General features: G+C 70.4%; 20 protein-coding genes. 10 read left to right on the top strand and 10 right to left on the bottom strand.

Going from position 1 to position 22,319, the window contains the following annotated elements:
• The first annotated feature begins 56 nt into the window (after positions 1-56).
• The 5 genes from ACQP2T_RS36725 to ACQP2T_RS36705 are packed head-to-tail and all read left to right on the top strand — an operon-like array spanning position 57 to position 6,836.
• Complete coding sequence (locus ACQP2T_RS36725; RefSeq protein WP_433509489.1) at positions 57-1,340, top strand: sugar ABC transporter substrate-binding protein; 1,284 nt, start codon at positions 57-59, stop codon at positions 1,338-1,340.
• 4 nt (positions 1,341-1,344) lie between these two features.
• Positions 1,345-2,913 carry an ABC transporter permease subunit gene (locus tag ACQP2T_RS36720; protein ID WP_433509488.1) on the top strand — a complete coding sequence of 523 codons (1,569 nt, stop codon included), beginning with the start codon at positions 1,345-1,347 and terminating at the stop codon, positions 2,911-2,913.
• Positions 2,910-3,749, top strand: a complete 840-nt coding sequence (locus ACQP2T_RS36715) for a sugar ABC transporter permease (protein ID WP_433509487.1) — start codon at positions 2,910-2,912, stop codon at positions 3,747-3,749. Before ACQP2T_RS36720 ends, ACQP2T_RS36715 begins: the two co-directional genes overlap by 4 nt.
• 6 nt (positions 3,750-3,755) lie before the next feature.
• A complete protein-coding gene (locus tag ACQP2T_RS36710; RefSeq protein ID WP_433509486.1) occupies positions 3,756-5,531 on the top strand; it encodes a glycoside hydrolase family 13 protein in 1,776 nt (591 codons plus the stop codon).
• A gap of 60 nt (positions 5,532-5,591) precedes the next feature.
• Entirely contained in the window at positions 5,592-6,836 is a 1,245-nt protein-coding gene (locus tag ACQP2T_RS36705) for a right-handed parallel beta-helix repeat-containing protein (protein WP_433509485.1), read from the top strand.
• Between the two features lie 99 nt (positions 6,837-6,935).
• Here the strand turns inward: ACQP2T_RS36705 and ACQP2T_RS36700 are convergent, their stop codons facing one another.
• Positions 6,936-8,057 carry a hypothetical protein gene (locus ACQP2T_RS36700; RefSeq protein ID WP_433509484.1) on the bottom strand — a complete coding sequence of 374 codons (1,122 nt, stop codon included), beginning with the start codon at positions 8,055-8,057 and terminating at the stop codon, positions 6,936-6,938.
• Entirely contained in the window at positions 8,054-8,554 is a 501-nt protein-coding gene (locus ACQP2T_RS36695; RefSeq protein WP_433509483.1) for a SigE family RNA polymerase sigma factor, read from the bottom strand. Before ACQP2T_RS36695 ends, ACQP2T_RS36700 begins: the two co-directional genes overlap by 4 nt.
• 145 nt (positions 8,555-8,699) lie before the next feature.
• Here ACQP2T_RS36695 and ACQP2T_RS36690 point away from each other — a divergent pair, with 145 nt between their 5' ends.
• The 3 genes from ACQP2T_RS36690 (at position 8,700) to ACQP2T_RS36680 (ending at position 12,832) form a co-directional block, all read left to right on the top strand.
• Entirely contained in the window at positions 8,700-10,334 is a 1,635-nt protein-coding gene (locus ACQP2T_RS36690; protein ID WP_433509482.1) for a family 43 glycosylhydrolase, read from the top strand.
• A gap of 239 nt (positions 10,335-10,573) precedes the next feature.
• The gene (locus ACQP2T_RS36685) at positions 10,574-11,869 is read left to right on the top strand and encodes a MalY/PatB family protein (RefSeq protein ID WP_433509481.1); all 1,296 of its coding nucleotides are present in this window, start codon (positions 10,574-10,576) and stop codon (positions 11,867-11,869) included.
• A gap of 213 nt (positions 11,870-12,082) precedes the next feature.
• A complete protein-coding gene (locus tag ACQP2T_RS36680; RefSeq protein WP_433509480.1) occupies positions 12,083-12,832 on the top strand; it encodes a helix-turn-helix transcriptional regulator in 750 nt (249 codons plus the stop codon).
• A gap of 35 nt (positions 12,833-12,867) precedes the next feature.
• Here the strand turns inward: ACQP2T_RS36680 and ACQP2T_RS36675 are convergent, their stop codons facing one another.
• Positions 12,868-13,881 (bottom strand): LacI family DNA-binding transcriptional regulator, encoded by a 1,014-nt coding sequence (locus tag ACQP2T_RS36675; RefSeq protein ID WP_433509479.1) that lies wholly within the window; start codon positions 13,879-13,881, stop codon positions 12,868-12,870.
• 155 nt (positions 13,882-14,036) lie between these two features.
• Complete coding sequence (locus ACQP2T_RS36670) at positions 14,037-14,561, bottom strand: hypothetical protein (RefSeq protein WP_433509478.1); 525 nt, start codon at positions 14,559-14,561, stop codon at positions 14,037-14,039.
• A gap of 97 nt (positions 14,562-14,658) precedes the next feature.
• Between ACQP2T_RS36670 and ACQP2T_RS36665 the strand changes: the two genes are divergently transcribed.
• Entirely contained in the window at positions 14,659-15,435 is a 777-nt protein-coding gene (locus ACQP2T_RS36665; RefSeq protein WP_433509477.1) for a TetR/AcrR family transcriptional regulator, read from the top strand.
• Positions 15,436-15,467: 32 nt separating this feature from the next.
• On the opposite strand, the gene ACQP2T_RS36660 is transcribed toward ACQP2T_RS36665, so the two are convergent.
• The gene (locus ACQP2T_RS36660) at positions 15,468-16,139 is read right to left on the bottom strand and encodes an O-methyltransferase (protein WP_433509476.1); all 672 of its coding nucleotides are present in this window, start codon (positions 16,137-16,139) and stop codon (positions 15,468-15,470) included.
• A gap of 68 nt (positions 16,140-16,207) precedes the next feature.
• Here ACQP2T_RS36660 and ACQP2T_RS36655 point away from each other — a divergent pair, with 68 nt between their 5' ends.
• Positions 16,208-17,185: an aldo/keto reductase gene (locus tag ACQP2T_RS36655; protein WP_433509475.1), complete on the top strand. Its 978-nt coding sequence runs from the start codon at positions 16,208-16,210 to the stop codon at positions 17,183-17,185.
• A gap of 135 nt (positions 17,186-17,320) precedes the next feature.
• Here ACQP2T_RS36655 and ACQP2T_RS36650 read toward each other — a convergent pair whose 3' ends face one another.
• Genes ACQP2T_RS36650 through ACQP2T_RS36630 form a run of 5 tightly spaced genes read right to left on the bottom strand, consistent with a single transcriptional unit; the run spans position 17,321 to position 22,284 of the window.
• Entirely contained in the window at positions 17,321-18,466 is a 1,146-nt protein-coding gene (locus tag ACQP2T_RS36650) for an NAD(P)/FAD-dependent oxidoreductase (protein ID WP_433509474.1), read from the bottom strand.
• Positions 18,467-18,489: 23 nt separating this feature from the next.
• A complete protein-coding gene (locus ACQP2T_RS36645) occupies positions 18,490-19,290 on the bottom strand; it encodes an ABC transporter permease (protein WP_433509473.1) in 801 nt (266 codons plus the stop codon).
• Entirely contained in the window at positions 19,287-20,171 is an 885-nt protein-coding gene (locus tag ACQP2T_RS36640) for an ABC transporter permease (protein WP_433509472.1), read from the bottom strand. The genes ACQP2T_RS36645 and ACQP2T_RS36640 overlap by 4 nt, the downstream gene beginning before the upstream one ends.
• Positions 20,135-21,232, bottom strand: a complete 1,098-nt coding sequence (locus ACQP2T_RS36635; RefSeq protein WP_433509471.1) for an ABC transporter ATP-binding protein — start codon at positions 21,230-21,232, stop codon at positions 20,135-20,137. The genes ACQP2T_RS36640 and ACQP2T_RS36635 overlap by 37 nt, the downstream gene beginning before the upstream one ends.
• Positions 21,229-22,284: an ABC transporter substrate-binding protein gene (locus ACQP2T_RS36630; RefSeq protein ID WP_433509470.1), complete on the bottom strand. Its 1,056-nt coding sequence runs from the start codon at positions 22,282-22,284 to the stop codon at positions 21,229-21,231. The genes ACQP2T_RS36635 and ACQP2T_RS36630 overlap by 4 nt, the downstream gene beginning before the upstream one ends.
• Positions 22,285-22,319 lie beyond the last annotated feature (35 nt).

Here is a 22,319-nt window from a genome sequence, read left to right as displayed (position 1 = left end):
GGAAACATAAGCCGCGAAAGCGGTCAATTGCTCCCTCCGTGACCTCAGGAGGTCCCATGCGCAAGCGAGCCCTGGGTGTGGCCGCTCTCACCTCCCTGGCATTAGCCGCCACGGCCTGCGGCGGTTCTCAGCCCGGCACCCCCTCCGCCGCCCCCAGCGGTTCCGCCGCCGCCTCCTCCTCGGCCCCCGCCGACAAGGGCAGCGGCAAGCTGGTGATCTGGGCCGACCCCAACCGGGTCAAGGCGCTCAAGCCCTTCGCCGAGCAGTTCGGCACCGAGAACGGCGTGACCGTCGAGGTGAAGGAGATCAGCAAGGACAACCAGCAGACCTTCCTCACCGCCTCCCAGCAGGGCAGCGGACCGGACATCATGGTCGGCGCGCACGACTGGATCGGCAACCTGGTGCAGAACGGCGCCATCGACCCGGTCAACCTCACCGACGCGCAGAAGGCGGCCTTCCCGGAGATCGCCATCAAGGCGGTCACCTTCGACGGGCAGGTGATGGCCGCCCCGTACGCGGTGGAGAACATCGCGCTGATCCGCAACACCAAGCTCGCACCCGACGCCCCCGCGACGCTCGAGGACATGGTCAAGAAGGGCAAGGAGCTCAAGGCCGCGGGCAAGGTCAAGGAGGTGCTCTGCCTGCCGGTGGCGCAGAAGGGCGACGCCTTCCACGTCTACCCGATCTTCGCGGCGGGCGGCGGCTCGCTGTTCGGCACCACCGCCTCCGGCGACCCGGACCCGAAGAAGGTGCTGCTCGGCTCGCCCGACTCCGTCAAGGCGTTCGGCAAGCTGAAGGAACTGGGGGAGAAGGGTGACGGCGCGCTCAAGACGTCCATCACCAACGAGAACTACATCGCCAGCTTCGCCGGTGGCAAGTGCGCGTTCCTGATCTCCGGCCCCTGGGCCATGGGCGATGTGAAGAAGGGCGGCATCAGCTACGACATCACGCCCGTCCCGTCGTTCAAGGACGGCAAGCCCGCCACCCCGTTCGTCGGCGTCCAGTCCTTCTTCGTGGCCTCCAAGGGCAAGAGCAAGACCCTGGCGCAGGAGTTCGTCGCCAACTACGTGACCAACAAGGACGTCGCCAAGGCCCTGTACGCCGCCGACCCCCGGCCCCCGGCGCTGAGCGAGGCGCTGCAGGAGGTCGGCGCGACCGACCCCGACGCGGGCAAGTTCATGGACGCGGGCAAGAACGGCCTGCCGATGCCGGCCATCCCCGAGATGCAGGCCGTCTGGGAGCCGTTCGGCATCGCCGAGGCGGCGGTGGTCAAGGGCGGCGACGCGGCCAAGGCCGCCGAGGCCGCGCAGAAGGCCATCGACACCTCGCTCAAGAACTGACGTCATGTCCCTGGACGTGCGTGCGGCCGCGGGATCCCATGCTCCCCCGCGGCCCCGCGGCGAGATCACCACGGCGTTCCTGGTCAGCAGGGTCGTGGTGCTCGCGGTGGCGGCGGCGCTCCTGGTGTACGCGGCGCCGCCCCTGGTCGCCGCCGGGTCGTGGCCCGCGCTGGCGGTCCTCGGCCTGGCCACCGCGGCCATCGCCTACCTCTACCTGACCCGCCGCTTCATCCCGGCCAAGTACCTGATCCCCGGCACCGTCTTCCTGATCGCCTTCCAGGTGTTCCCGGTCCTCTACACCGTCAGCACGGCGTTCACGAACTTCGGCGACGGCCACCGCGGCGACAAACAGGCCGCCATCACGGCGATCGAGACCGGTTCCGTACGCCAGGCGCCCGGCTCGCCCGAGTACAGCCTGACCACGGCGCTCAAGGGCGACCGGCTGGTCTTCCTGCTCGTGGACCCGAAGACCAAGCAGGTCCAGTCGGGCGACCCGGCAGGGCTCGCGCCGGTGACCGGTGCCGAGGTGGGCGTGACGGGCAAGGTGCTGCGGGCGCCCGGGTTCACCGTGCTGACGGCGCCGCAGGCGGCGGCCAGGGCGCAGCAGATCGCGGCGCTGGCCGTACCGACCCGTGGCGGCCTGATCAAGGCGAACGGCCTGAGCCGCGCGGTCGAGGGACGCTCGGCGCTGGTCTACGACGCGCGCTGCGACTGCGTCCAGGGCGAGGGCGACCGGTGGAAGGCCGACGAGGGGCAGGGCTACTTCGTCAACACCCAGGGCGCGCACCTCGCGCAGGGCTGGCAGGTGAGCGTCGGGTTCGCGAACTTCAGCCGTGTGCTGACGAATCCCACGATCTCCGGATATTTCATCGGAGTCTTCGGGTGGAACGTGGTGTTCGCGCTGGCCTCCGTGGCGGCCACGTTCGCGCTCGGCATGGCCGTGGCGCTGGCGCTGCACCACCCGCGCATGCGCGGCACCCGCTTCTACCGGATCGCGCTGATCCTGCCGTACGCGATGCCCGCCTTCGCGATGCTGCTGGTCTGGCGGGACATGTTCAACCGCGACTTCGGGCTGATCAACCAGCTGTTCGGGCTGGACGTCGACTGGATGGGGCAGCCGTCCACCGCCAGGTTCGCGGTCATCCTGGTCAACCTCTGGCTGGGCTTTCCGTACATGTTCCTGGTGACCACGGGCGCGCTGCAGGCCATCCCGCGCGAGCTGACCGAGGCGGCCTCCATCGACGGGGCGACGCCGTGGCAGGGCTTCCGCAAGGTGACGCTGCCGCTGCTGCTGGTGGCGCTGACGCCGCTGCTGATCTCGTCGTTCGCCTACAACTTCAACAACTTCAACGCGATCGCGCTCACCAGCGAGGGCGGCCCGTTCCCGGCGGAGAGCCCGCAGGTGGGGGCCACCGACCTGCTGATCACCTACACCTTCCGGCTGGCGTTCGGCACCTATGGCGCCCAGTTCGGCTTCGCCGCCTCGATCTCGGTGTTCATCTTCGCGATCGTGGCGATCATCTCCGCGGTGGCCTTCCGCCGGACCCGCAGACAGGAGGAGGTCTACGCATGAGACTCGCGCTGCGGCACGTGTTCGTGCTGGTGGTGTGCGCGTTCGCGATCTTCCCGATCCTGTTCGTGGTCTCCGCCGCGATCAACCCGCTGGGCACGCTGGCCTCCACCGACCTGCTGCCGACCGGGGCGAGCCTCGGGAACTTCGCCGACCTGTTCACCTCCGACCGGTATCCGTTCGCCAGGTGGTTCCTCAACTCGACGTTCATCGCGCTGACGTCGTCGTTCGCCAGTCTGCTGCTGTCGATGTGCGCCGCCTACGCCTTCAGCCGGATGCGCTTCCGGGGGCGCCGGGTCGGGCTGCTGGCGCTGCTGCTCATCCAGATGTTCCCGCAGTTCCTGGCCATCGTGACGATCTTCATGATCTTCACCAGAGTGACCGAGCTGTATCCCGCGTTCGGGTTCAACACCGTGTGGGGGCTCCTGCTGCTCTACCTGGGCGGCGCGCTGGGCGTGAACACGTGGCTGATGAAGGGCTTCCTCGACACCGTCCCCAAGGAGCTCGACGAGGCGGCCACGGTCGACGGCGCCACACACGCGCAGATCTTCTGGCGGGTCATCATGCCGCTGGTCACACCGATCCTCGCGGTCACCGCGCTGCTGGCCTTCATCGGCATCATGAGCGAGTTCATCATGGCCAACGTCTTCCTGCGCGATCCGGAGAGCAAGACGCTGGCCGTGGGCATGTACGGGATGATCGCGGGGGACCAGCGCAACGCCAACTTCGGCATGTTCGCCGCGGCCACGCTGCTCACCGCCGTCCCCACGGTCGGCGTGTTCCTGTGGTTGCAGAAGTACATCGTCTCCGGGCTCACGGCCGGGGCCGTCAAGGGATAGGTCTCATTGCGCTTTCTCGGCGAGCCGCATCACGACGGCTCCGCTCTGTACGTCTCCACCCAGGCGCCGGCGCCCGGCTCGACGGTGACGGTCCGGCTGCGGGCGCCGCTGTCGACCGGGATCACCGGCGTGCACGTCCGTACGGTCCGCGACGGCGAACCCCGCTTCACCGCCGCCTCGCCCGACACCCCCGGCGCCGTCGGGGGCTACGGCGAGACGGACGTCTGGTGGCGCGCGGACCTCGTCGCCGCCAACCCGGTCACCCCCTACCGCTTCCTCCTGCATACCGAGGGCGGCCAGGCGTGGCTGACCGCCGCCGGGCTCGTCACGCACGACGTCACCGACGCCACCGACTTCCGGCTGGTCTCCCACGAGACGCCGCCCCCGTGGCTGGCCGACGCTATCGTCTACCAGATCTTCCCTGACCGTTTCGCCAGGTCCAAGCCGATGCGGGAGCTGCCGGACTGGGCGCTGCCACGCGAGTGGGACCGTGACCCGGTCATCCCCTCGGGCCCCGGCACCTCCCAGCAGTTCTACGGCGGCGACCTCGATGGCATCGTGGAGCGGCTCGACCACGTCCAGGCGCTCGGCGCGGACACCGTCTACCTGACGCCGATCTTCCCGGCCCGCTCCAACCACCGCTACGACGCCGCCGACTTCGACCGCGTCGACCCGCTGCTCGGCGGCGACGAGGCACTGCACCGGCTCGCCGACGCGCTGCACGCGCGCGGCATGCGGCTGATCGGCGACATCACCACCAACCACTGCGGCCGGACGCACCCGTGGTTCACCGCCGCGATGTCCGACGCGGGCGCGCCGGAGCGGGAGATGTTCTACTTCGACCCCGCCACCGGCGACTACGAGTCCTGGTACGGCGTCAAGTCGCTGCCCAAGCTCAACTGGGGCGGCGACCTGGTGCGGGCCCGGATACCGGCCGTACTGAAGAAGTGGCTGGGCCCGCTCGACGGCTGGCGCGTCGACGTCGCGAACATGACCGGCAGGCACGGCCGCGACGACCACAACCACGAGATCGCCGCCCTGCTGCGGCGCGCGATCGGGCCCGGCGCGGCGCTCATCGCCGAGCACTGCCATGACGCCTCGCCCGACCTGGACCGCGACGGCTGGCACGGCACGATGAACTACAGCGGCTTCACCCGGCCGGTGTGGGCCTGGCTGCGCTCGCCCGACCTGGAGCTGGCGAACTTCCTCGGCGTGCCCGGCGGAGTGCCGTCGCGGGACGGACTCCAGACGTACGCGACGTTCCGCGCCTTCGCCTCCCACCTGTCGTGGCGCTCGCAGGCGCACTCATGGCAACTGCTCGACTCGCACGACTCGCCGCGCATCCGCACCGTGACCGGCTCGGCGGAGCGCCACCTCGTCGCGCTCGGGCTGCAGGCCACGCTGCCGGGCACGCCGATGGTGTTCGCGGGCAGCGAGTTCGGGCTGACGGGGGTGAACGGTGAGCACGCGCGTACCCCCATGCCCTGGGACCGGCCCGCCGACCAGGACCTCGCGACGCTGGCCGCCTACCGGGAACTGCTCGGCCTGCGCCGGGCCGAGCCCGCGCTGCGCCACGGCGGGCTGCGGTGGCTGCACGCCGACGCCGACTGCCTGGTCTTCCTCCGGGAGGCCGCCGAGGAGTCGCTGCTGGTGTGCGCGCGCAGGGCATCGGGCCAGGCCATTCCCCTTCAAATGCGGGCGACAGGGGTTTATAACGCTTCTGACACCGATGTGTTGCCGGGTGATGGCCCTTCGCTGCGTGTCTGGCGCCTCGCGCGGTGACGCGCTAGCGTGGGCGACCCCCCCATCGTTCAGATTTAAACTAGATAGTGGTGTGTTCGCATGAGGTTGCTCTCCGTGGCCGTCATCGCCTCGCTCGCGCCCGCCCTCCCGGCCTCGGCCCTGGCCCGCGCGGGCACCACCTACTACGTCGATTCGCGGACGGGCGACGACTCGGCTGCCGGGACCAGTGCCACCAAACCCTGGAAATCACTCGAGAAGATCGGCGCCGCCGACCTGAAACCCGGCGACGCGGTCAGCGTCAAACGCGGCAGCAAGTGGACGGGCACGCTCACCCTGAGCGCCAAGGGCACGGCGGCCAAACCCATCGTCATCCAGCCGTACGGGACCGGCCCCATGGCGAAGATCTCCGGCATGGACGGCAACTGCGTCGTCGTGACCGGCAACCACTGGCGCATCAGCGGCCTGCGCGCCTCCGGCTGCCAATGGGCGGGATTCGAGCTGAGCGGCGACGGCAACGAGCTCGTCGGCGTACGGGCCGACCGCAACATCGCCGGAGTGCTGGTCACCCCGAGCGGCTCGCGCAACGTCATCAGGGACAGCACGCTGACGTCCAACGCCCGGATGAGCGTGAACGACTCCGAGCCCGACAACGACTCCGGGGCGTTCGGCATCCTGCTGAACGGCGACGACAACACGGTGACGGGCAACACCATCACCGGCAGCTACGCGGCCAGCGCCGACTACGGCTTCGACGGGGCGGCGGTCGAGATCTTCGACGGTGACCGCAACCTCATCACGCACAACACCGCCCGCGACAACGAGACGTTCACCGAGCTCGGCGCCCGCAAGGGGAAGACGGCCGCCGGGAACGTGTTCGCCTTCAACGTGGTCACCTCCTCGCGCAAGCATGGATCGTTCCTGATCACCCGTGGCCCCCAGCACATCGTCGGCCCGGTGATGGGGACGATCGCGGTGCACAACTCGGTCTACCTGCCCGCGCGCGCGACGATCGGCTGGTCCTGCCACGGCGGGTGCTCGCCGTCGATACTCAAGCTGCGCAACAACGCGATCTCGGTCGGCGGTGAGGCCGGGTACGAGGACGGGAAGGGCGCCGACGACGCGGGCGGCGTGTACAAGGGGCGGACGTACGACTTCAAGCTGGGGCCCAAGTCGGTGAAGGCGGACCCCCGCTTCGTCTCCCGTACGGACCTGCACCTGCGGCCCGGTTCGCCGGCGTTGGGCCGGGGCGTCCGGCTCGGGGCCGCGTGGTTCGGCCGGGCGTCGGGCGGCACGGACATCGCGGGCCTGCCCGCCGCCCCGAACGCCGGCGCCTACCAGCGCTGATCCTCCCTGTATTTCGGGATATCGCCTGCAAGTCTGGATATCGCCTGCTCGCCAACCCCGCCGGGCAGCTGTGATGCGACCGCCCGGGCGGTCACTCGTTCAGCGCTTCTCTTGCGTCTGCCGCCAGATCTCCACGCCCGCGTCGTCGTAGCCGATGATCTGGAAGCGTTCGTAGTTGATGCTGCGGGTGCGATCGTGGGTCCCGGCGAACAACCGGATGCCGAGGTTCCACGGGTCCGGCCGGGTGGCGGCCGACACGGACCGGCCGTCGCCGAAGAGCAGGGTGACCCGGGCGGTCTTCGCGCTCGCGATGCCCAACCAGCGCTTGTCGTGCTCGGCCAGCTCCACGGGGTACTTCTTGCCGTCCAGGTCGGTCAGCAGGCGGCCGGGCTCGACGACATGCATGACGACAGGCAGTCCGTTCAGCTTCCAGAGCAGCTTGCTCGGTGTCTTCTGGTAGAGATCCACGGAGAGTCCCCCTGGCATCCGCACGGCAGGGCCGACCGGCTCGCCCACGGCCTCGGTGAAGCTCGCGGGATTTCTCTTGAGCCGTGACACGGTCCTGCCCTGGGCGTCCGCGAACTCGAACGCCGTCACCATCTGACCTGCGGGTGCGGACACGGTCCAGATGCCCTGAGGAGCGCCCTTCGGCCGGTAGATCGGCCCGGTGGCCTCGCCGCCACCTTTGATCACGGCGGTGACGCGGGCGACCTCGGCCCGCGCGGTGCCGAAGTACAGGGTTACGCCCGTGGACGGCGCGGGGATCGACTCGGTCGAACCCTGCTCGGTGGCCTTCCGGTCATCGAGCGGCTTGCCGCACCGTTCCAGCATGACGCCGTTCCTGCTCTCGTAGATCTGGCAGAGGACCGTGCCCGTCTTTCCCTTGGCGTACCAGAGGGTCAAGGGCCGCTCCTCGGACGGGTTGTCGATCACCAGACGCTCGCCCAGCGGGGTCTTGCCGTCCATGGCACTCGGGATGCGGCGGCCTGGGTCGATGGTGCCGGTGGCGACGTTGTCACCCTCCTGCCCGCCGGTGACCGTCAGCGTGACCGGCAGGGCCACGGTGGTGACGGCCAGTGCCACGACGAGGGCCTGACTGCGCGTCCTGCGCCGCCGCGACCGCGACACGACCTCCGCGCGCAGCCCGGACGGCGCCTTCGGCGCATGTTCGGCGGCGTGGCCGAGGGTCGAACGCAGGTGGGATTCCAACTGGTCGGTCATGCGAGGCTCCCGTCGATCGCTGAGGGGTGGGGCACGGTGGAACGGAGCTTGGCCAGGCCGAGCGACGCGTGGCTGCGCACGGTCCCTCGGGAGATGCCGAGGACGCCGGCGATCTCCTCGTCGGCGAGGTCCTCGTAGTAGCGCAGGACCAGCACGGCCCGCTGCTTGCGCGGCAGGCCGGCGAGCGCCTGCCACAGGTCCTGCTCGATGCCGGAGGGCAGCACGTCGAGCTGGGCGGTCTCGGGCAGCGCCCAGTCGAGTCGCTCGCGTTTGCGCAGCCGCCAGACGCTGATGTGCAGTCTGGCCATGATCATCCTGGTGTAGCCCTCGGGAGCCTGCTTCTGGCGCACCCGTGGCCAGGCCCGATGCAGCCGGATCAGCGCTTCCTGGGTGAGGTCGGCCGCGTCGTGCGGGTTGCCGCTGAGCAGGTATCCGTAGCGCAGCAGGGCATCGGCCCGTTCCGCGACGAAGTCCTCGAAACGCGAAATTTCATCCAATGGCCTATGCCTTTCCTTGGTCCGTCACGGCATAGACGGGCCGAGGGGCCGAACCGTTGAATCCGATCTGGATCGGATCGGCGACAGGGGGCGTGCCAGAATAGCGGGGAAACGTTTTCTCAGTTGGCTGCGGGAGCTTGGACACATGGCAGACGAACCGGCCGGGCGGCTCACGTACCGCAACCCCGTGCTCAACGCCGACTGGCCCGATCCGGACGTCATCCGCGTCGGTGAGACCTACTACCTGGTCACGTCGAGCTTCAACCGCGCGCCCGGCCTGCCCGTCCTGCGCTCGCCCGACCTGCTGCGCTGGGAGCTGATCGGCCACGCGCTGCCCGCCGTGCCACCGGTGGAGCACTTCACGGTGCCCCGGCACGGCGGCGGGGCGTGGGCGCCCTCCATCAGGCACCACGACGGCCTGTTCTGGATCTTCTACCCCGACCCCGACCACGGGGTACATGTGCTGACGGCGGCGGACCCGGCTGGGCCGTGGTCGGCGCCCCACCTCCTGCTCCCCGGCCCTGGGGTGATCGACCCCTGCCCGCTTTGGGACGACGACGGGCGCGCCTGGCTGGTGTTCGGGTGGGCGAAGAGCCGCAGCGGCATCAGCAACCGGCTGTCGCTGGTGGAGATGACGCCGGACGCCCGCGAGATCATCGGCACACCCGTCACCGTCATCGACGGGGATGCCCTGCCCGGCTACTCGACGCTGGAGGGGCCCAAGATCTACAAGCGCGACGGCTGGTACTGGATCTTCGCCCCGGCAGGGGGTGTCGCGACCGGCTGGCAGTCGGTGTTCCGGTCACGGTCGCTGTCGGGCCCGTACGAGGACCGTGTCGTCCTGGAGCAGGGCGACACGCTGGTCAACGGGCCGCACCAGGGGGCCTGGGTCACCACGCCGGAGGGCGAGGACTGGTTCCTGCACTTCCAGGACCGTGGCGTGTTCGGCCGGGTGGTCCACCTGCAGCCGATGCGGTGGGGGGACGACGGATGGCCGGTGATGGGAGTGGAGGGACGTCCCGTCCTGGAACACCCGGCACCGGCGCGTGCTTCGGAGGCAGGCCGTCATCCGGCACCGGCGCTGGGCCCGGCCCGTGCTTCGGCGCCGGACCCACGCCCGGCCGGTGCCAGGCAGGCGGAGCCGCGGCGGGACGACGACTTCCGGGCGGGGGAGCTCGGGCCGCAGTGGCACTGGCAGGCGAATCCGGCTCCCGGCCTGCTGCGTCTGGACGGCGACGGTCACGCGAGACTGCGCGCGGTGCCCAACGATCAGGGCAACCTGCGGAACCTGCCACAGGTGCTCGGCCAGCAGATGCCCGGTGTGGCCGCGCGGTTCACCACCACACTCCGGCTCGCGGCGGATGAGCCGGGGACCAGGGCTGGAGCGGTCGTGCTCGGCGCCTCTTACGCGTACGTGGGATTGGCGCGCGACCGTGACGGGGTCAGCGTCGAGGTCCGGACCTATCAGGACGGCGATGAGGGCGAGGTGACACGCTTCAGCGCACGGCTCCCGGACGAGACCGAGACCGTCGGGCTACGGATCGACTCCGACGACGCGGGGGTCTGCGCGCTGCGGTTCCGCCACCGCGCCGGTGGCAACGGCGGCGCTGAGGAGAGTGGCGCCGGTGACGGCTGGGTCACCGGCTTCGAGGGGTTCCAGGCGGAACAGGGGCGCTGGATCTCGGCGGAGCTCGGCCTGTTCGCCGCCGCCCCGCCCGGATCGTCCGGCGAGGGTACGGCCGTCTTCGGCCCGGTGACCATCCACCCCCGCGTGCGTTGACAGCAGGCCAGACTTCAAATCCTGGTTGAAGAGCGGAAGTGCAGCACCATGCTGTCAACACCTCGTTGTGTTCCATGGAGCCAGGAGAAGGTTATTTGGCCTGCATTGGCAATGTATCTCATGCTTTGATGGGTCAAAAATCTGTGCAACTCTTGCCAGGCTGGTTGCCTCCTTGCAACTCTGTGTTGAGCGCTCCGTGAACTGCCGTTCTCTTGCCGCTCGACCGACGGAGGTCTGCCATGAATCAGCCAGCTTCGGCGCCGCCCTTGTTCGGGCGCGGCGTCGGCACCGAGGTCGGAGAGGGCGCGAACCCTCTGGAGGAGTTCTCCCTGGAGCAGCTCCGTCAGCGCAAAAGCATGAAGTGGCGGGTATATCCGCCGGATGTCCTGCCCCTGTGGGTGGCGGAGATGGATGTCCCGCTCGCGCCGGCGGTCGCCGACGCGCTGCGCGAAGCCATCGAGATCGGTGACACCGGCTACCCCACCGGAACCGAGTTCGCCGAGTCGCTGGCCGGCTTCGCCGCGCGCCGCTGGAAATGGGACGGGGTGGTGGTCGACCGCGTCGCCTTGATCCCGGACGTGATGATGGGCGCGGTCCAGGTGCTGCGGCTGATCACCGACCCTGGCGACCCGGTCGTCGTCAACTCTCCCGTGTACGCGCCTTTCTACGCCTTCATCGCCCATGGCGACCGCCGGGTCATCGAAGCGCCGCTCGGGCCGGACCTCCGGATCAGCCTGGAAACGCTGGAGGAGACGTTCCGGCGTACCCGGGAACAGAGCGGCAAGGGCAAGATCGCTTACCTCCTCAGCAACCCGCACAACCCGACCGGCACGGTCCACACCTACGAGGAGCTCGCCGCCGTGGCGACGTTGGCTCGCCGGTACGGAGTCCGTGTCGTCGCCGACGAGATTCACGCCCCGCTCGTCCTGCCGGGCGCCGAGTTCACGCCCTATCTGAGCGTGCCCGGGGCCGAAGACGCCTTCTCGCTCATGTCGGCGACCAAGGGCTGGAACCTCGCCGGCATCAAAGCGGCGCTCGCCCTCGCAGGGGCTGAGGCAGCCGGTGATCTGCGCCGGATACCGGAGGAGGTCCACCACGGTGCCAGCTATCTGGGCGTCATCGCTCACACCGCGGCCTTCCGGCACGGGGACGGGTGGCTCGACGCGCTGCTGGCGGGGCTCGACGCGAACCGAGACCTGCTGGGCCGGCTCATCGCCGAGCACCTGCCCGGGGTCGGGTACGCCAGGTCCGAGGGAACCTACCTGGCCTGGCTCGACTGCCGATCCCTCGGCATCGCCCCGGAAGAAGACGCCACGGGGCTCGCAGTGGTCACCGACCTGGCCGGTCCCGCACGGCTGTTCTTGGAGCACGCCAGGGTGGCCCTGTCCTCCGGCCACATCTTCGGAACGGGAGGAGCCGGGCACGTCCGCCTGAACTTCGCCACCTCCCAGGCCGTCATCACCGAGGCGATCACCCGCATGGGACGCGCCGCCGCTCTCCACGCGCACCGGCCGAACGAGCGTCACCTCGAGTGACGCCGGCGAGCCCACTCATCTTCCGGTCGGCTCCGCCTTGACGTGCGAAGCCGCCGCGGTCGCGGACATCAACTGGCCGTGCGGTCGCCCAGGACTTTGCGGAATTTGTTGGTCCGCCGAGGTCAGCCCGTCGGTATTCTCACGATGTTGCAGCGAACCGGGTTTGGGGAGCTCGGCCGGTCTCCCGGCGCTGAACAGAGGATGGTGTCACAGATGGAACCGGCGTCGAACAATCCGATGCTTCCAGCACCCGCGGCCCTGGAGGGGATGGACGCGGAGGGCATCAACCGCGTTCTCGAACTCCTCGTCGCTCCTCTCCAGGCGGCGATGACCCAGCCGACCGAAGTGGTGCTGCACGACCTCCGCCGCATCCCGAACACCGTTCGCGCGATCGCCGGGACGGTCACCGGCCGGCAGGTCGGACACCCTCCCACGGACAAGCTGCTCGAACGTGTCGCCGCGGGCGACCTGCGTCACGAGATCGGCTACCGATCCCAGCTGCCGGACGGACGTAACCTGCAGAGCACGACGATCGTGTACACCGACGACGAGGGCCGCCCCGCGGCAGCGCTCTGCCTGAACACCGACGTGTCCGCCTGGGTCTCGCTCAGGTCCGCCATGGACCGGTTCGTGCTCGGGCACGACCTGACGTCCATGCCGCCGGCGCCGTCCATGCCTTCGGCCGACGCGGTTCCGGCGGTCGCCCAGCAAGGGGAGTCCTTCCCCCACAGCGTCGAGGAGCTGTCCGCGCTTCTGCTGGAGGCGGCCATCACTGCGGTCGGCGTCCCGGTCGAAGAGATGCGGAAGGAACACAAGCTCCAGGTGATCGCCGAGCTGGAACGCCGCGGGTTCTTCCTGGTCAAGCAGGCACCCGAAACGGCGGCCGCCGCACTCGGAGTCAGCCGCTTCACCATCTACAACTACCTCAACGAGCTGAACGGCTCCGCCGAGCAATCCGCTTGACCCCGCATTGCCGCCCGAACCGTCGGCACGGCGCGTCAAGGGCCGGGGACGGGACCCGTGCTGCCACGCACCTCGATGCGGGGACGGAAGCTGAGGTCGTGGTCCGGCTTGTCCCCGTTGAGCAGCGCGTGCAGCCGCTTCCACGCCTCCTCGCCCAGCTCGACGACCGGCACCGACGCCGTGGTCAGCGGCGGCGTCGTGTACTTCGCGAACGGGATGTCGTCGAACCCGGTCAGTGACAACCGCTCCGGCACGCGTACGCCCCGCTCGTTCAGCGCGCTGAGCAGCCCCATCGCCACCAGGTCGTTGAACCCGAGCACCCCGGTCGCCCCCGACGCGAGCACCGCGTCCGCCACGGCGTGCCCGCGCTCGAACGTGACCCCGCACGGAATGCCGAGCACGTCGGCCTCGGGATGCTCGGCGCGGAACCGGGCGAGCCCGGTCAGCCGCTGGGTGTTGGAGACGCTGTCGGGATTGCCTTCCAGGTAGGCGATCCGGCGGTGCCCGAGCTGATAGAGGTGCCGGGCGAGCGGCTGGATGCCCGCCTCGTAGTCGGCGGTCAGGGTCGGCGCCGGGACGTACGGACTCTCGCGGTTGATCAGTACGACCGGCGCCAGCTCGGGCAGCAGGCCCCTGAGCTTGTCCTCCGGCATCCTGGGCGCGCAGAGCACGATCGCGTCGCAGCAGCGGCGCGCCTCCAGAGCCAGGATGCCCTCCTCGCCGGCCGTTTCGAGGGAGTCCGCCACCAGTACGTGGTAGTTGTCCCTGGCGGCGGCGTGGGTCAGGCCGCGCAGCACGCTCTGGAACGTCGGGTTCTCCAGGTCCGGCACCAGGATGGCGACGCGCTGCGTGCGGCCCAGCACGAGCGAACGCGCCAGCGGGCTGGCCGAGTAGTGCAGCTCGCTCGCCACGGCGCGGACCCGTTCGGCGATCGCCGGATCCACATGCTCGTTGCCGTTCATCACCCGGGACACCGTGGAGATGGAGACCCCGGCCTGCTTCGCGACGGCGGTGATGGTCGCCGGCCTGCCGCTCGCGCCCCTGGCCATGCGTCGTCCTTCAGGTAGCCGGCTGGAAGCGGCTCGGAAATGCCGCCGAGAAAACCCTTTCACGCGATGATATCCGCAGCCGGGGAGGGGAATCCGTCGTCGCTTCCTGATCACGTTTCACACGCGCGTCCACGCCCCAGCCCATTTGGCGACGGTCAGGTGATCGCCTCAAGCCCTGCGGTGATGCCTCCGCTCAGCAAGCCGACGACCAGGATCAATGGGCTGCCCTTGAGCGCCGCCACGGCGTGGAAGCGCAGGTCCCGGTACTCCCGCATGCCCTCGGTGCCCGGTAGCACCAGCAGGCGGGGGCGCAGTCCGGCGAAGACGATCCAGTCGAGCACCACCAGGTCGTACACCGACAGGGTGAGGAACATGAGCGCCCCCGCCAAGGCGGCCGGGCCGAAGCCCAGGTCGGTGCCGAGGTCCGCGCGCAGGCGGAGCATCGCCGCGACCGTCAGGGGCACGCAGCACAGTCCCCAGAACAGCACTCCCACCCAGACCGCCACCCGGCGGCCGCGCGCGCTCTTGGGTTTGGCGTAACGCTCCTGGATGGCCGGCGGGTAGTCGTTCAGCAGGAAGTCGCGGCTGGCGAACGCCCCGGCGAAGATCGCCACGGTGAAGAGCACGCTCATCAGCAGCCCGAATCCCACCCCGTATCCGACGACCAGAGACCACCGCATGCCGTTTCCTCCTTGGTAAGGGTCGCCTAAGTGTGGAGGGGAGTCGGCTTAAAGTCAACGGTGTGTGAAGTTCAAGGGATCCGGCTAGCATGGCTCGGTGCCCGCCCGCCGCCGACGCCCCGAAGTCCGTATGGGCAGGCCCACTCTGACCAGGGAACGGATCGCCCGCGCCGCGCTGCGCGTGCTCGGCCGGGCCGGGCCTGCGGAGCTGACCATGCGCAACGTCGCCGCCGAGCTTCAGGTCTCGCCGCGCGCCCTGTACAACTACGTGAGCGACCGCGACGATCTGCTGCGCGAGGTGCTGGCGATCTGCCACGCCGACCGTCCCGAACCGCGCCTGGATCCGGGGCGGTGGCGGGAGAGCCTGCGCGACTACTGCCTCGACCTGCGGTCCTGGTACCGGGCCCACCCCGGGCTGCTGGCGCTCGCCCACGCCGAGAATCTCACCCACCTGGCCACCCCCGGCCTGCTCGACGCCGACGACGCGCTGGTGGGCTTCTTCCTCGCGCTCGGGCTGAGCCCGCAGAACGCCTACCGCGCCTGGACGATCACCGTGCTCCAGGTGGCCGGTTTCGCCGAGATCTGGGACGCCTGGCACGACCGCCCGCCCGCCGGGCTGCTCCCCGCCGCCATGGCGACGGCGCCGCCCGCCGAGGGGCGGCCGCACCTGGGGCGGATCGGCGAGGAGGCCGTCGTGGAGCCGCCGGACGTGCTGTTCGAGTCGGTGGTGGTCATGCTGACGGCCGGTATCGAAGGGGCCCTTCTCCGTCCGGCCCCGGGAGGCGCCGACGCCCCGGGCTCGGGAGACGCTGGCGCTCCGACCTCGGAAACCGCTGGCGCCCAGGCCCGGGGCGGCGCCGACGCTCCAGCCTGAGCGTCGGCTGATCCGTTCGGTTGTACGTCGTGTCAGCTGTACGTCGTGGCGCCGCCGGTGTGGCAGCTGATCTCCATGCCGTCCTCCACCGGGAAGGCGACGCTGACATATCCGTTCGCCGGATCGCGTACGTAGTCCAGATAGTCGGCCATGGAGGCGAAGGTGACGTCGTCGGCCACCACCAGCGCGCCCGGCGCCAACCGGGGCTCCAGTAGCCGGAGCACCGGCACGCTCAGCTCCTTCCACCCGTCCAGCAGCACCAGGCCGATCGGTCCTGGCACGTCGGCGAGGGTGTCCAGGGCGTTGCCGGGCAGGATCGTCACCACGTCGCCGAGTCCGGCCTCGGCCAGGTTCGCGCGGGCGGTGGCGACCTTGGTCGCGCTCATCTCGGTGGCGTACACCCGGCCCGTGCCGTTGTCGGCGACCGCGGCGGCCAGGTACACCGTGGAGATCCCGAACGAGGTGCCGAACTCCACGACGGTCTCCGGACGGGCGGCCCGCACCAGGGTGTAGAGAAGGTCGCCGCCCCGAGCGGAGACCGGCATGTACACGGCCGCCAGGGCGTCGGCGCGCTCCTGCGCGGTGGCGGTCTCCAGGGAGCCGCCGGGGAGCGGTCCGCGGGGCGCGTCGTCGTCGAGCGCCGCGGCGGCGAACAGCCGGTCGAGCACGGTACGGACCAGCGGAGAGTGCAGGGTGTTTGTCATGGCCCATAGATTAGACGCACCGTTGCGTCTTGTCTATTGGGAAGGTATGTGCCCTTACGATCGGGATTGTGGAGAAGCGTGAGCTGGGCAGGACGGGCAGGCAGGTCGGCGTGGTCGGCCTCGGGGCGTGGCAGCTGGGCGCCGACTGGGGCGCGGTCGGAGAGGATGACGCGCTGGCGACGCTGCACGGCGCCGTCGACGCCGGGGTGACGTTCATCGACACCGCCGACGTGTACGGCGACGGGCGCAGCGAGCGGATCGTCGGACAGTTGATCAAGGAACGCCCCGGCCTGACGGTGGCCACCAAGATGGGGCGCCGGGTGCCGCAGGAGGTGTCGGCCTACACCCTGGACAACTTCCGGGCCTGGAACGACCGCTCCCGGAAGAACCTCGGCGTGGACACCCTCGACCTGGTGCAGCTCCACTGCCCGCCGACTCCGGTCTATTCGGACCAGGCGGTCTACGACGCGCTCGACACCATGGTCGAGGAGGGCAGGATCGCCGCCTACGGCGTGAGCGTCGAGACCTGCGCTGAGGCGCTGACCGCCATCGCGCGGCCGAACGTCGCCACCGTGCAGATCATCCTCAACGCCTTCCGCCTGAAGCCGCTGGAGGAGGTCTTGCCGGCGGCGGCCGCGGCCGGGGTCGGGATCATCGCCCGGGTCCCGCTGGCCAGCGGGCTGCTGTCAGGCCGGTACGACGAGCACACCCGCTTCTCCGACGACGACCACCGCGCCTACAACCGGCACGGGGAGGCGTTCGACGTCGGTGAGACGTTCTCGGGCGTCAACTACGACACCGGGCTGCGGGCCGTGGCGAGGCTCAAGCCGCTGGTGCCGGAGGGGATGACGACCGCCCAGTTCGCGCTGAGGTGGATCATCGACCAGCCCGGCGTCAGCGTGGTCATCCCCGGAGCCCGCGACGCACGGCAGGCCGGCGCCAACGCCGCCGCGGCCGGGTTCCCCGCGCTCACGGAGGAGACCCGGGCGGCGGTCACGGCCGTCTACGACGAGCTGATCCGCCCTCAGGTCCACCACCGCTGGTAACAAGCCGGGCCCGAGAAGCGCGGTCCCGAGAGGCACGGGTCTGAGAGGCGCGGTCCCGAGGAGCGCGGTCCCGAGGAGCGCGGTCCCGAGGAGCGCGGTCCCGAGAAACGCAGGCCGGGGGAGTGCCGGTCCGGGTTACTGCTGGCCCGGCCGGCGGGCCGGGGTCGGGGCGGGGCCGGCCGTGCCGTCCGTGAAGCGGCCCGGCCGGAACGTCGCCAGCAGCGCCGACTCCTCCCCGAACAGCTCGCCCGCCACCTCATCCATCAGCAGCGGCGCCAGCGTGACCCCGCTGTGCGTGGCCACCGTGTACACCCGCCGCCCCGCGTCCGCGAACCCGGCCACGGTCAGCCCGTCGCCGGGCATCGCCCGGCAGCCCACGACCGCGCGCTCCACCCTGGCGCCCTCGGTGGCCCGCAGCACGTCCGGCAGCAGCCCCATGATCTCGTCGACGACCTCGCCCGGCACGTCGGCCGCCGGGTCCGCCCGGTCGTCCAGGGGCAGGGACTGCAGCACCAGCCGCCCGCCCCCGTCAGGCCGCAGGTTGAGGCCGGCGGTGGTGAGGACCCGGGACAGCCGGGCGGGCACCGGCGAGGTGGTGACCAGGAAACCGTTGGTGACCTGGCCGGACACCGCCGGATCCAGCATCGGGACACTCACCCCGGCCAGCGCCGCCACCCCTTGCGTCCAGCGCCCGGCGCAGGTGACGACCACGTCGCAGACGAAGGTACGCCCGTCGGCCAGCGTCACCTTCGCGCCCGCCGGCGTCGTGTCGATGGCGGTGACCTCGGCCCCGCACTCGACCGTGGCGCCCCGGTCGCGCGCCTCGCCCAGCAGCCGCCCGAGCAGCCGCGGCGCGTGGACGTGGCCCTCACCGGGGAAGAACACGTACTCGGTGCCGGCGGGCGGCGGCACCAGGTCGGGCTCCAGGGTCAGGGCCATGCGGGCGGTCACCCGCTCCACCGGGTAGCCCATGCCGACCAGCCGCTCCACCCGCGCCGCCAGCAGCTCCTTGTGCTCGTCGCTCACCGCGTACTCAAGGTTGCCTGCAGGGAAGAACCAGTCGCCCGCGAGCCGGTGGTGCGCCCACACGGCGGCGTGGTTGAGGTCGAAGTACGCCTTGGGTGTCTTGTTGTTGGCGTTGACCCACGCCACGGTGGTGGACGTCGTACCGGATCCCGGCGTACGTGCCTCCAGGACAGTGACCTGCGCGCCGCGCCGGGTGAGCCCGGCCGCGACGGCGGATCCGACCACCCCCGCACCGATGACGACGACTCGCACCATGACTCCTCTCGGTTGGGGACGGCTCAGCGGGTCTGCTCGGCGTCGGCGCCGAACAGCCTGGCCACGCCGACGAAGCGCTCGATCACGACCACCGCGACCCCGGCGAACAGCACCATCAGCGTGCCGATGGCCGTGACCGTCGGGTCGTAGTCGTACTGCATGTAGTTGAAGATCCGGACGGGCAGCGTCTGCAGGTCGGTGGTGACCACGAACAGCGCCACGGTGAGGTCGTCGAAGGAGGTGATGAACGCGAAGAACGCGCCGCCGATCAGCGCCCCTCGTATGGCGGGCAGCGTCACGTGCCAGAACACCAGGAACGGCGCGGCGCCGAGCCCGGCGGCGGCCTTCTCGGCCGAGCGGTCCAGGCCCGCGAGCCCGGCGAGCACCAGCCGCACCGTGTAGGGGACCGTGAGCACCAGATGGGCGAGCAGCAGCGTGAACGCGCTGGAGGCCAGCCCCATCTGCGCGAACCACTGCAGCAGCCCGATGCCGAGCACGATCGTGGGCACCGCGAACGCGCTGGACAGCACCGCCTCCAGGGCGCCCCGGCCGGGGAAGCGGTGCCGATGGATGGCCAGCCCGCAGGCCAGCCCCACCACCGCCGATACTGCGGCCGCGGCCAGCGCGACGCTGGCACTGAGCGCGAAGGAGGACAAGAACTCCTGCTTCCGGAAGACCTCCGCGTACCAGCGCAGTGTGATCCCCTGCGGCGGGAATGTCACGTACCGGGTCGTGGTGAGCGAGGAGGCCACGGTGACCAGCACCGGCGCGACCAGGAACAGTCCGACCAGCGCCGCGAACACCCTGCCGAGCAGCCGCGTCATCCGAACACCACATCCCCGTTGCCCCGGCGCAGCAGCCGCGCGTAGCCGAGCAGCAGCCCGGTCGTCACGACCACCAGCACGAACCCGATCGCCGCCGCGTACGGCCAGTCGAGCGTGGTCGTGGCCTGGGTGTAGACGAAGTACGGCATGAGCTTCACCTTGGGGCCCCCGAGGATCGCCGGGGTGACGAAGCTGGAGGCGGTCAGGCTGAACACGATCATGGCTCCGGCCAGCATGCCGGGCGCCGACAGCGGCAGCGTGATCCGCCAGAAGCAGGTCCAGCCGGGCGCCCCGAGCCCTTTGGCCGCGGGCACCAGCGTCGGGTCGATCCGGTCGAGGCTGCCCATCAGCGGCAGCACCATGTAGGCCAGCATCACGTGCACCATCCCGATGAGCACGGCGGTGTCGTTGTAGAGCAGTTGCGGCGGGGTGATCCCGGCCCACTTCAGCACCGAGGCCACCGGCCCGTTCGGGCCGAGCACCACCAGCCAGCCGTACGCGCGGATGACCATGCTGATCAGCAGCGGCGACAGCAGCAGCAACGCCAGCCAGTTGCGCACCCGCGGCGAGCGCCCGCGCAGGTAGAGCGCGAACGGATAGCCGATGAGCAGGCAGCCGAGCGTGGTCATGGCGGCGACCTTGAGCGTGTTCCACAGGACGCCCCGGTAGAACGGGTCGCCGAGGAAGCGTTCGTAGTTGGTGAGGGTGAAGGCGCCGGTCTGCGTCTTGAAGCTGTTGGCCACCAGCGTGAACAGCGGGGCGACGAACAACAGGGCGAAGATCGCGATCGCGGGCAGCGCGAGCAGCAGGCCCGTGCGCCAGGGCGAACGGCTCGCCGGACGGCTCAGCGTGCCGTCAGCGACGCGTCCGACGGCCGCCATGCGCAGGTCACCTCCTCCCCGATCGTGGGCACCTGGGCGTTGAACGGCAGCGCCGCCGTCACCGTGCCCGCCTGGGTGGCGACCACGCAGCGGATCCGTGAGCCGAGGAAGCGGGTCTCCCGTACGGTGCCGGTCAGGCCGTTTCCGTCCGTGCCGACTCGTACGACCTCTGGGCGTACGTATACGCGCACGTCACCGCCTTCGACCGGCGGCTCGCCGACCGGGGTGGCCGCGACGGTCGTGCCCGCCACCCGGCAGGCGTACCCGTCGGCGGCGGGCCCGGCGGCCGTGCCGTCCAGCGCGTTGACCTCGCCGATGAACTGGGCCACGAAGTCGGTGCCCGGCCGCAGGTAGATCTCGCTCGGCCGGTCGAGCTGGTGGATGACGCCGTCGGCCATGACCGCGATCCGGTCCGAGACGGCCAGCGCCTCCTCCTGGTCGTGGGTGACCAGGATGGTCGTGGTGCCGATGCGCCGCTGGAGCGCGACGACCTCCTCACGCAACCGCACCCGCAGCTGGGCGTCCAGGTTGGAGAAGGGCTCGTCGAGCAGCAGCAGGTCGGGCTGGATGACCAGGGCCCTGGCCAGCGCGGCGCGCTGCTGCTGCCCGCCGGACAGCTGACGCGGGTGGCGTCCGGCCATGCCGCCCAGGCCCACCATCTCGATCACCTCCGCCGCCCGCCGCCCGCGCTCGGCCGCCGCGACCTTGCGCATGCGCAGGCCGAACGCGACGTTGTCGGCGATCGTCATGTGCGGGAACAGCGCGTACGACTGGAAGACCATGCCCATCGAACGGCGGTGCGGCGGCGTGCCGGTGATGTCGCGGCCGTCCACCTCGATCAGGCCGCCGTCGGCGGTCAGGTGCCCGGCCACCATGTTCAGGGTGGTGGTCTTGCCGCAGCCCGAGGGCCCGAGCAGGGTGAGGAACTCGCCCGGCTCGGTCTCCAGGTCGACCGCCGAGACGACCTCCTTGCCGCCCAGCGACTTGCGCACGCCGTCCAGGCGCAGGCGGCCCCGCCGCACGGCGGTCCCGGCGGGCGCCTCGGTGATGCTCGTGCTCACGAGGTCTCGATCTCCTTGTTCCAGCGGTCCGTCCACGCGGAACGGTTCTTGTTGATCGTCGCCCAGTCGAGTTTGCGCAGCTGGTCGGCGTGTTCCTGGCCGACCACCTGCTTGGCGAGCGCGGGATCGAGCGTGACGCCCTTGACGGTCGGGCCGTTGAAGTTGACCTCGGCCATCAGCTTCTGCGCCGCCGGGTCCAGCAGCGTGTTGACGAACTTCTGCCCGAGATCGGCGTGCGGCGCCTTGTTCACCACGTTGACGGTGGCGATCAGCGGCAGCGCGCCCTCCTCCGGGTAGACGAACTCGATGGGGAAGCCCTTCTTGGCCAGGAGCCGCACCCGCGAGTTGCCCCACACGGAGGCCACGGCCTGCCCCTGCAGGAAGTAGTTGGACACGTCGGCGGTGGTGTCGAAGGTCACGGCGTTGGCCGCCACCTTCTTCACCCCGGCGAAGCCCGGATCGATCGCCGACTCGGACCCGCCGCCGACCCTGGCGGCGATCAGCAGCGCGCCCAGTCCGTACGTCTGCGTGATGGACGGCATGACCAGCTTGCCCTTGAGCTTCGGGTTCTCCAGGTCGGCCAGCCGCTTGGGCGCCGCCAGCCCGTTCTTCCGGTAGTAGTCGGTGTTGTAGGCCAGGCCGGTGGCGTTCAGCGAGAAGCCCACGCCCACGTCGTCCGGCAGGCGGGCGATGTCGATGACGTTCGGCAGGTTCGTCACGGTCTTCGGGTCCAGCTTGGCCAGCAGCCCGGCCTGTACGGCCTGGTTCTGCACGCCGTCGTCGATCAGCGCGACGTCGATCTGCGGGGCGTTCTGCTGGGCCTTCAGCTTGGCCACGGTGTCGGTGGAGCTGCCGGCGATGTAGGAGACCTTGCAGCCGCAGGACTTCTCGAAGCCGGGGATGACCGACTGCTTGAAGGCCTCCTCGTACGAGCCGCCGTAGCCGGCCACGACCAGCGTGCCGGGGGCGGCGGACGGGACGGGGGCGCCGCAGGCGGCGGTGAGGCCGAGGGCTCCGGCCAGGCCTGCGGCGGCCAGGGATCTGCGTGTCATGACAACCTCCGAAGGGGGCGGTTCGGGGTCAGGGC

The sequence above is a fragment of the Nonomuraea sp. CA-143628 genome (genome assembly GCF_050942315.1).
Lineage (GTDB): Bacteria > Actinomycetota > Actinomycetes > Streptosporangiales > Streptosporangiaceae > Nonomuraea.
This window is presented reverse-complemented; position numbering and strand designations above follow the sequence as displayed.

Excerpts from the sequence above, each read along its gene's own strand:
- ACQP2T_RS36720 (WP_433509488.1), top strand. The coding sequence starts at position 1,345 with ATGTCCCTGGACGTGCGTGCGGCCGCGGGATCCCATGCTCCCCCGCGG.
- ACQP2T_RS36670 (WP_433509478.1), bottom strand. The coding sequence starts at position 14,561 with ATGCGGTGGTCTCTGGTCGTCGGATACGGGGTGGGATTCGGGCTGCTG.
- ACQP2T_RS36715 (WP_433509487.1), top strand. The coding sequence starts at position 2,910 with ATGAGACTCGCGCTGCGGCACGTGTTCGTGCTGGTGGTGTGCGCGTTC.
- ACQP2T_RS36680 (WP_433509480.1), top strand. The coding sequence starts at position 12,083 with ATGGAACCGGCGTCGAACAATCCGATGCTTCCAGCACCCGCGGCCCTG.
- ACQP2T_RS36705 (WP_433509485.1), top strand. The coding sequence starts at position 5,592 with ATGAGGTTGCTCTCCGTGGCCGTCATCGCCTCGCTCGCGCCCGCCCTC.
- ACQP2T_RS36660 (WP_433509476.1), bottom strand. The coding sequence starts at position 16,139 with ATGACAAACACCCTGCACTCTCCGCTGGTCCGTACCGTGCTCGACCGG.
- ACQP2T_RS36690 (WP_433509482.1), top strand. The coding sequence starts at position 8,700 with ATGGCAGACGAACCGGCCGGGCGGCTCACGTACCGCAACCCCGTGCTC.
- ACQP2T_RS36725 (WP_433509489.1), top strand. The coding sequence starts at position 57 with ATGCGCAAGCGAGCCCTGGGTGTGGCCGCTCTCACCTCCCTGGCATTA.
- ACQP2T_RS36650 (WP_433509474.1), bottom strand. The coding sequence starts at position 18,466 with ATGGTGCGAGTCGTCGTCATCGGTGCGGGGGTGGTCGGATCCGCCGTC.
- ACQP2T_RS36640 (WP_433509472.1), bottom strand. The coding sequence starts at position 20,171 with ATGGCGGCCGTCGGACGCGTCGCTGACGGCACGCTGAGCCGTCCGGCG.
- ACQP2T_RS36645 (WP_433509473.1), bottom strand. The coding sequence starts at position 19,290 with ATGACGCGGCTGCTCGGCAGGGTGTTCGCGGCGCTGGTCGGACTGTTC.
- ACQP2T_RS36700 (WP_433509484.1), bottom strand. The coding sequence starts at position 8,057 with ATGACCGACCAGTTGGAATCCCACCTGCGTTCGACCCTCGGCCACGCC.
- ACQP2T_RS36675 (WP_433509479.1), bottom strand. The coding sequence starts at position 13,881 with ATGGCCAGGGGCGCGAGCGGCAGGCCGGCGACCATCACCGCCGTCGCG.
- ACQP2T_RS36630 (WP_433509470.1), bottom strand. The coding sequence starts at position 22,284 with ATGACACGCAGATCCCTGGCCGCCGCAGGCCTGGCCGGAGCCCTCGGC.
- ACQP2T_RS36685 (WP_433509481.1), top strand. The coding sequence starts at position 10,574 with ATGAATCAGCCAGCTTCGGCGCCGCCCTTGTTCGGGCGCGGCGTCGGC.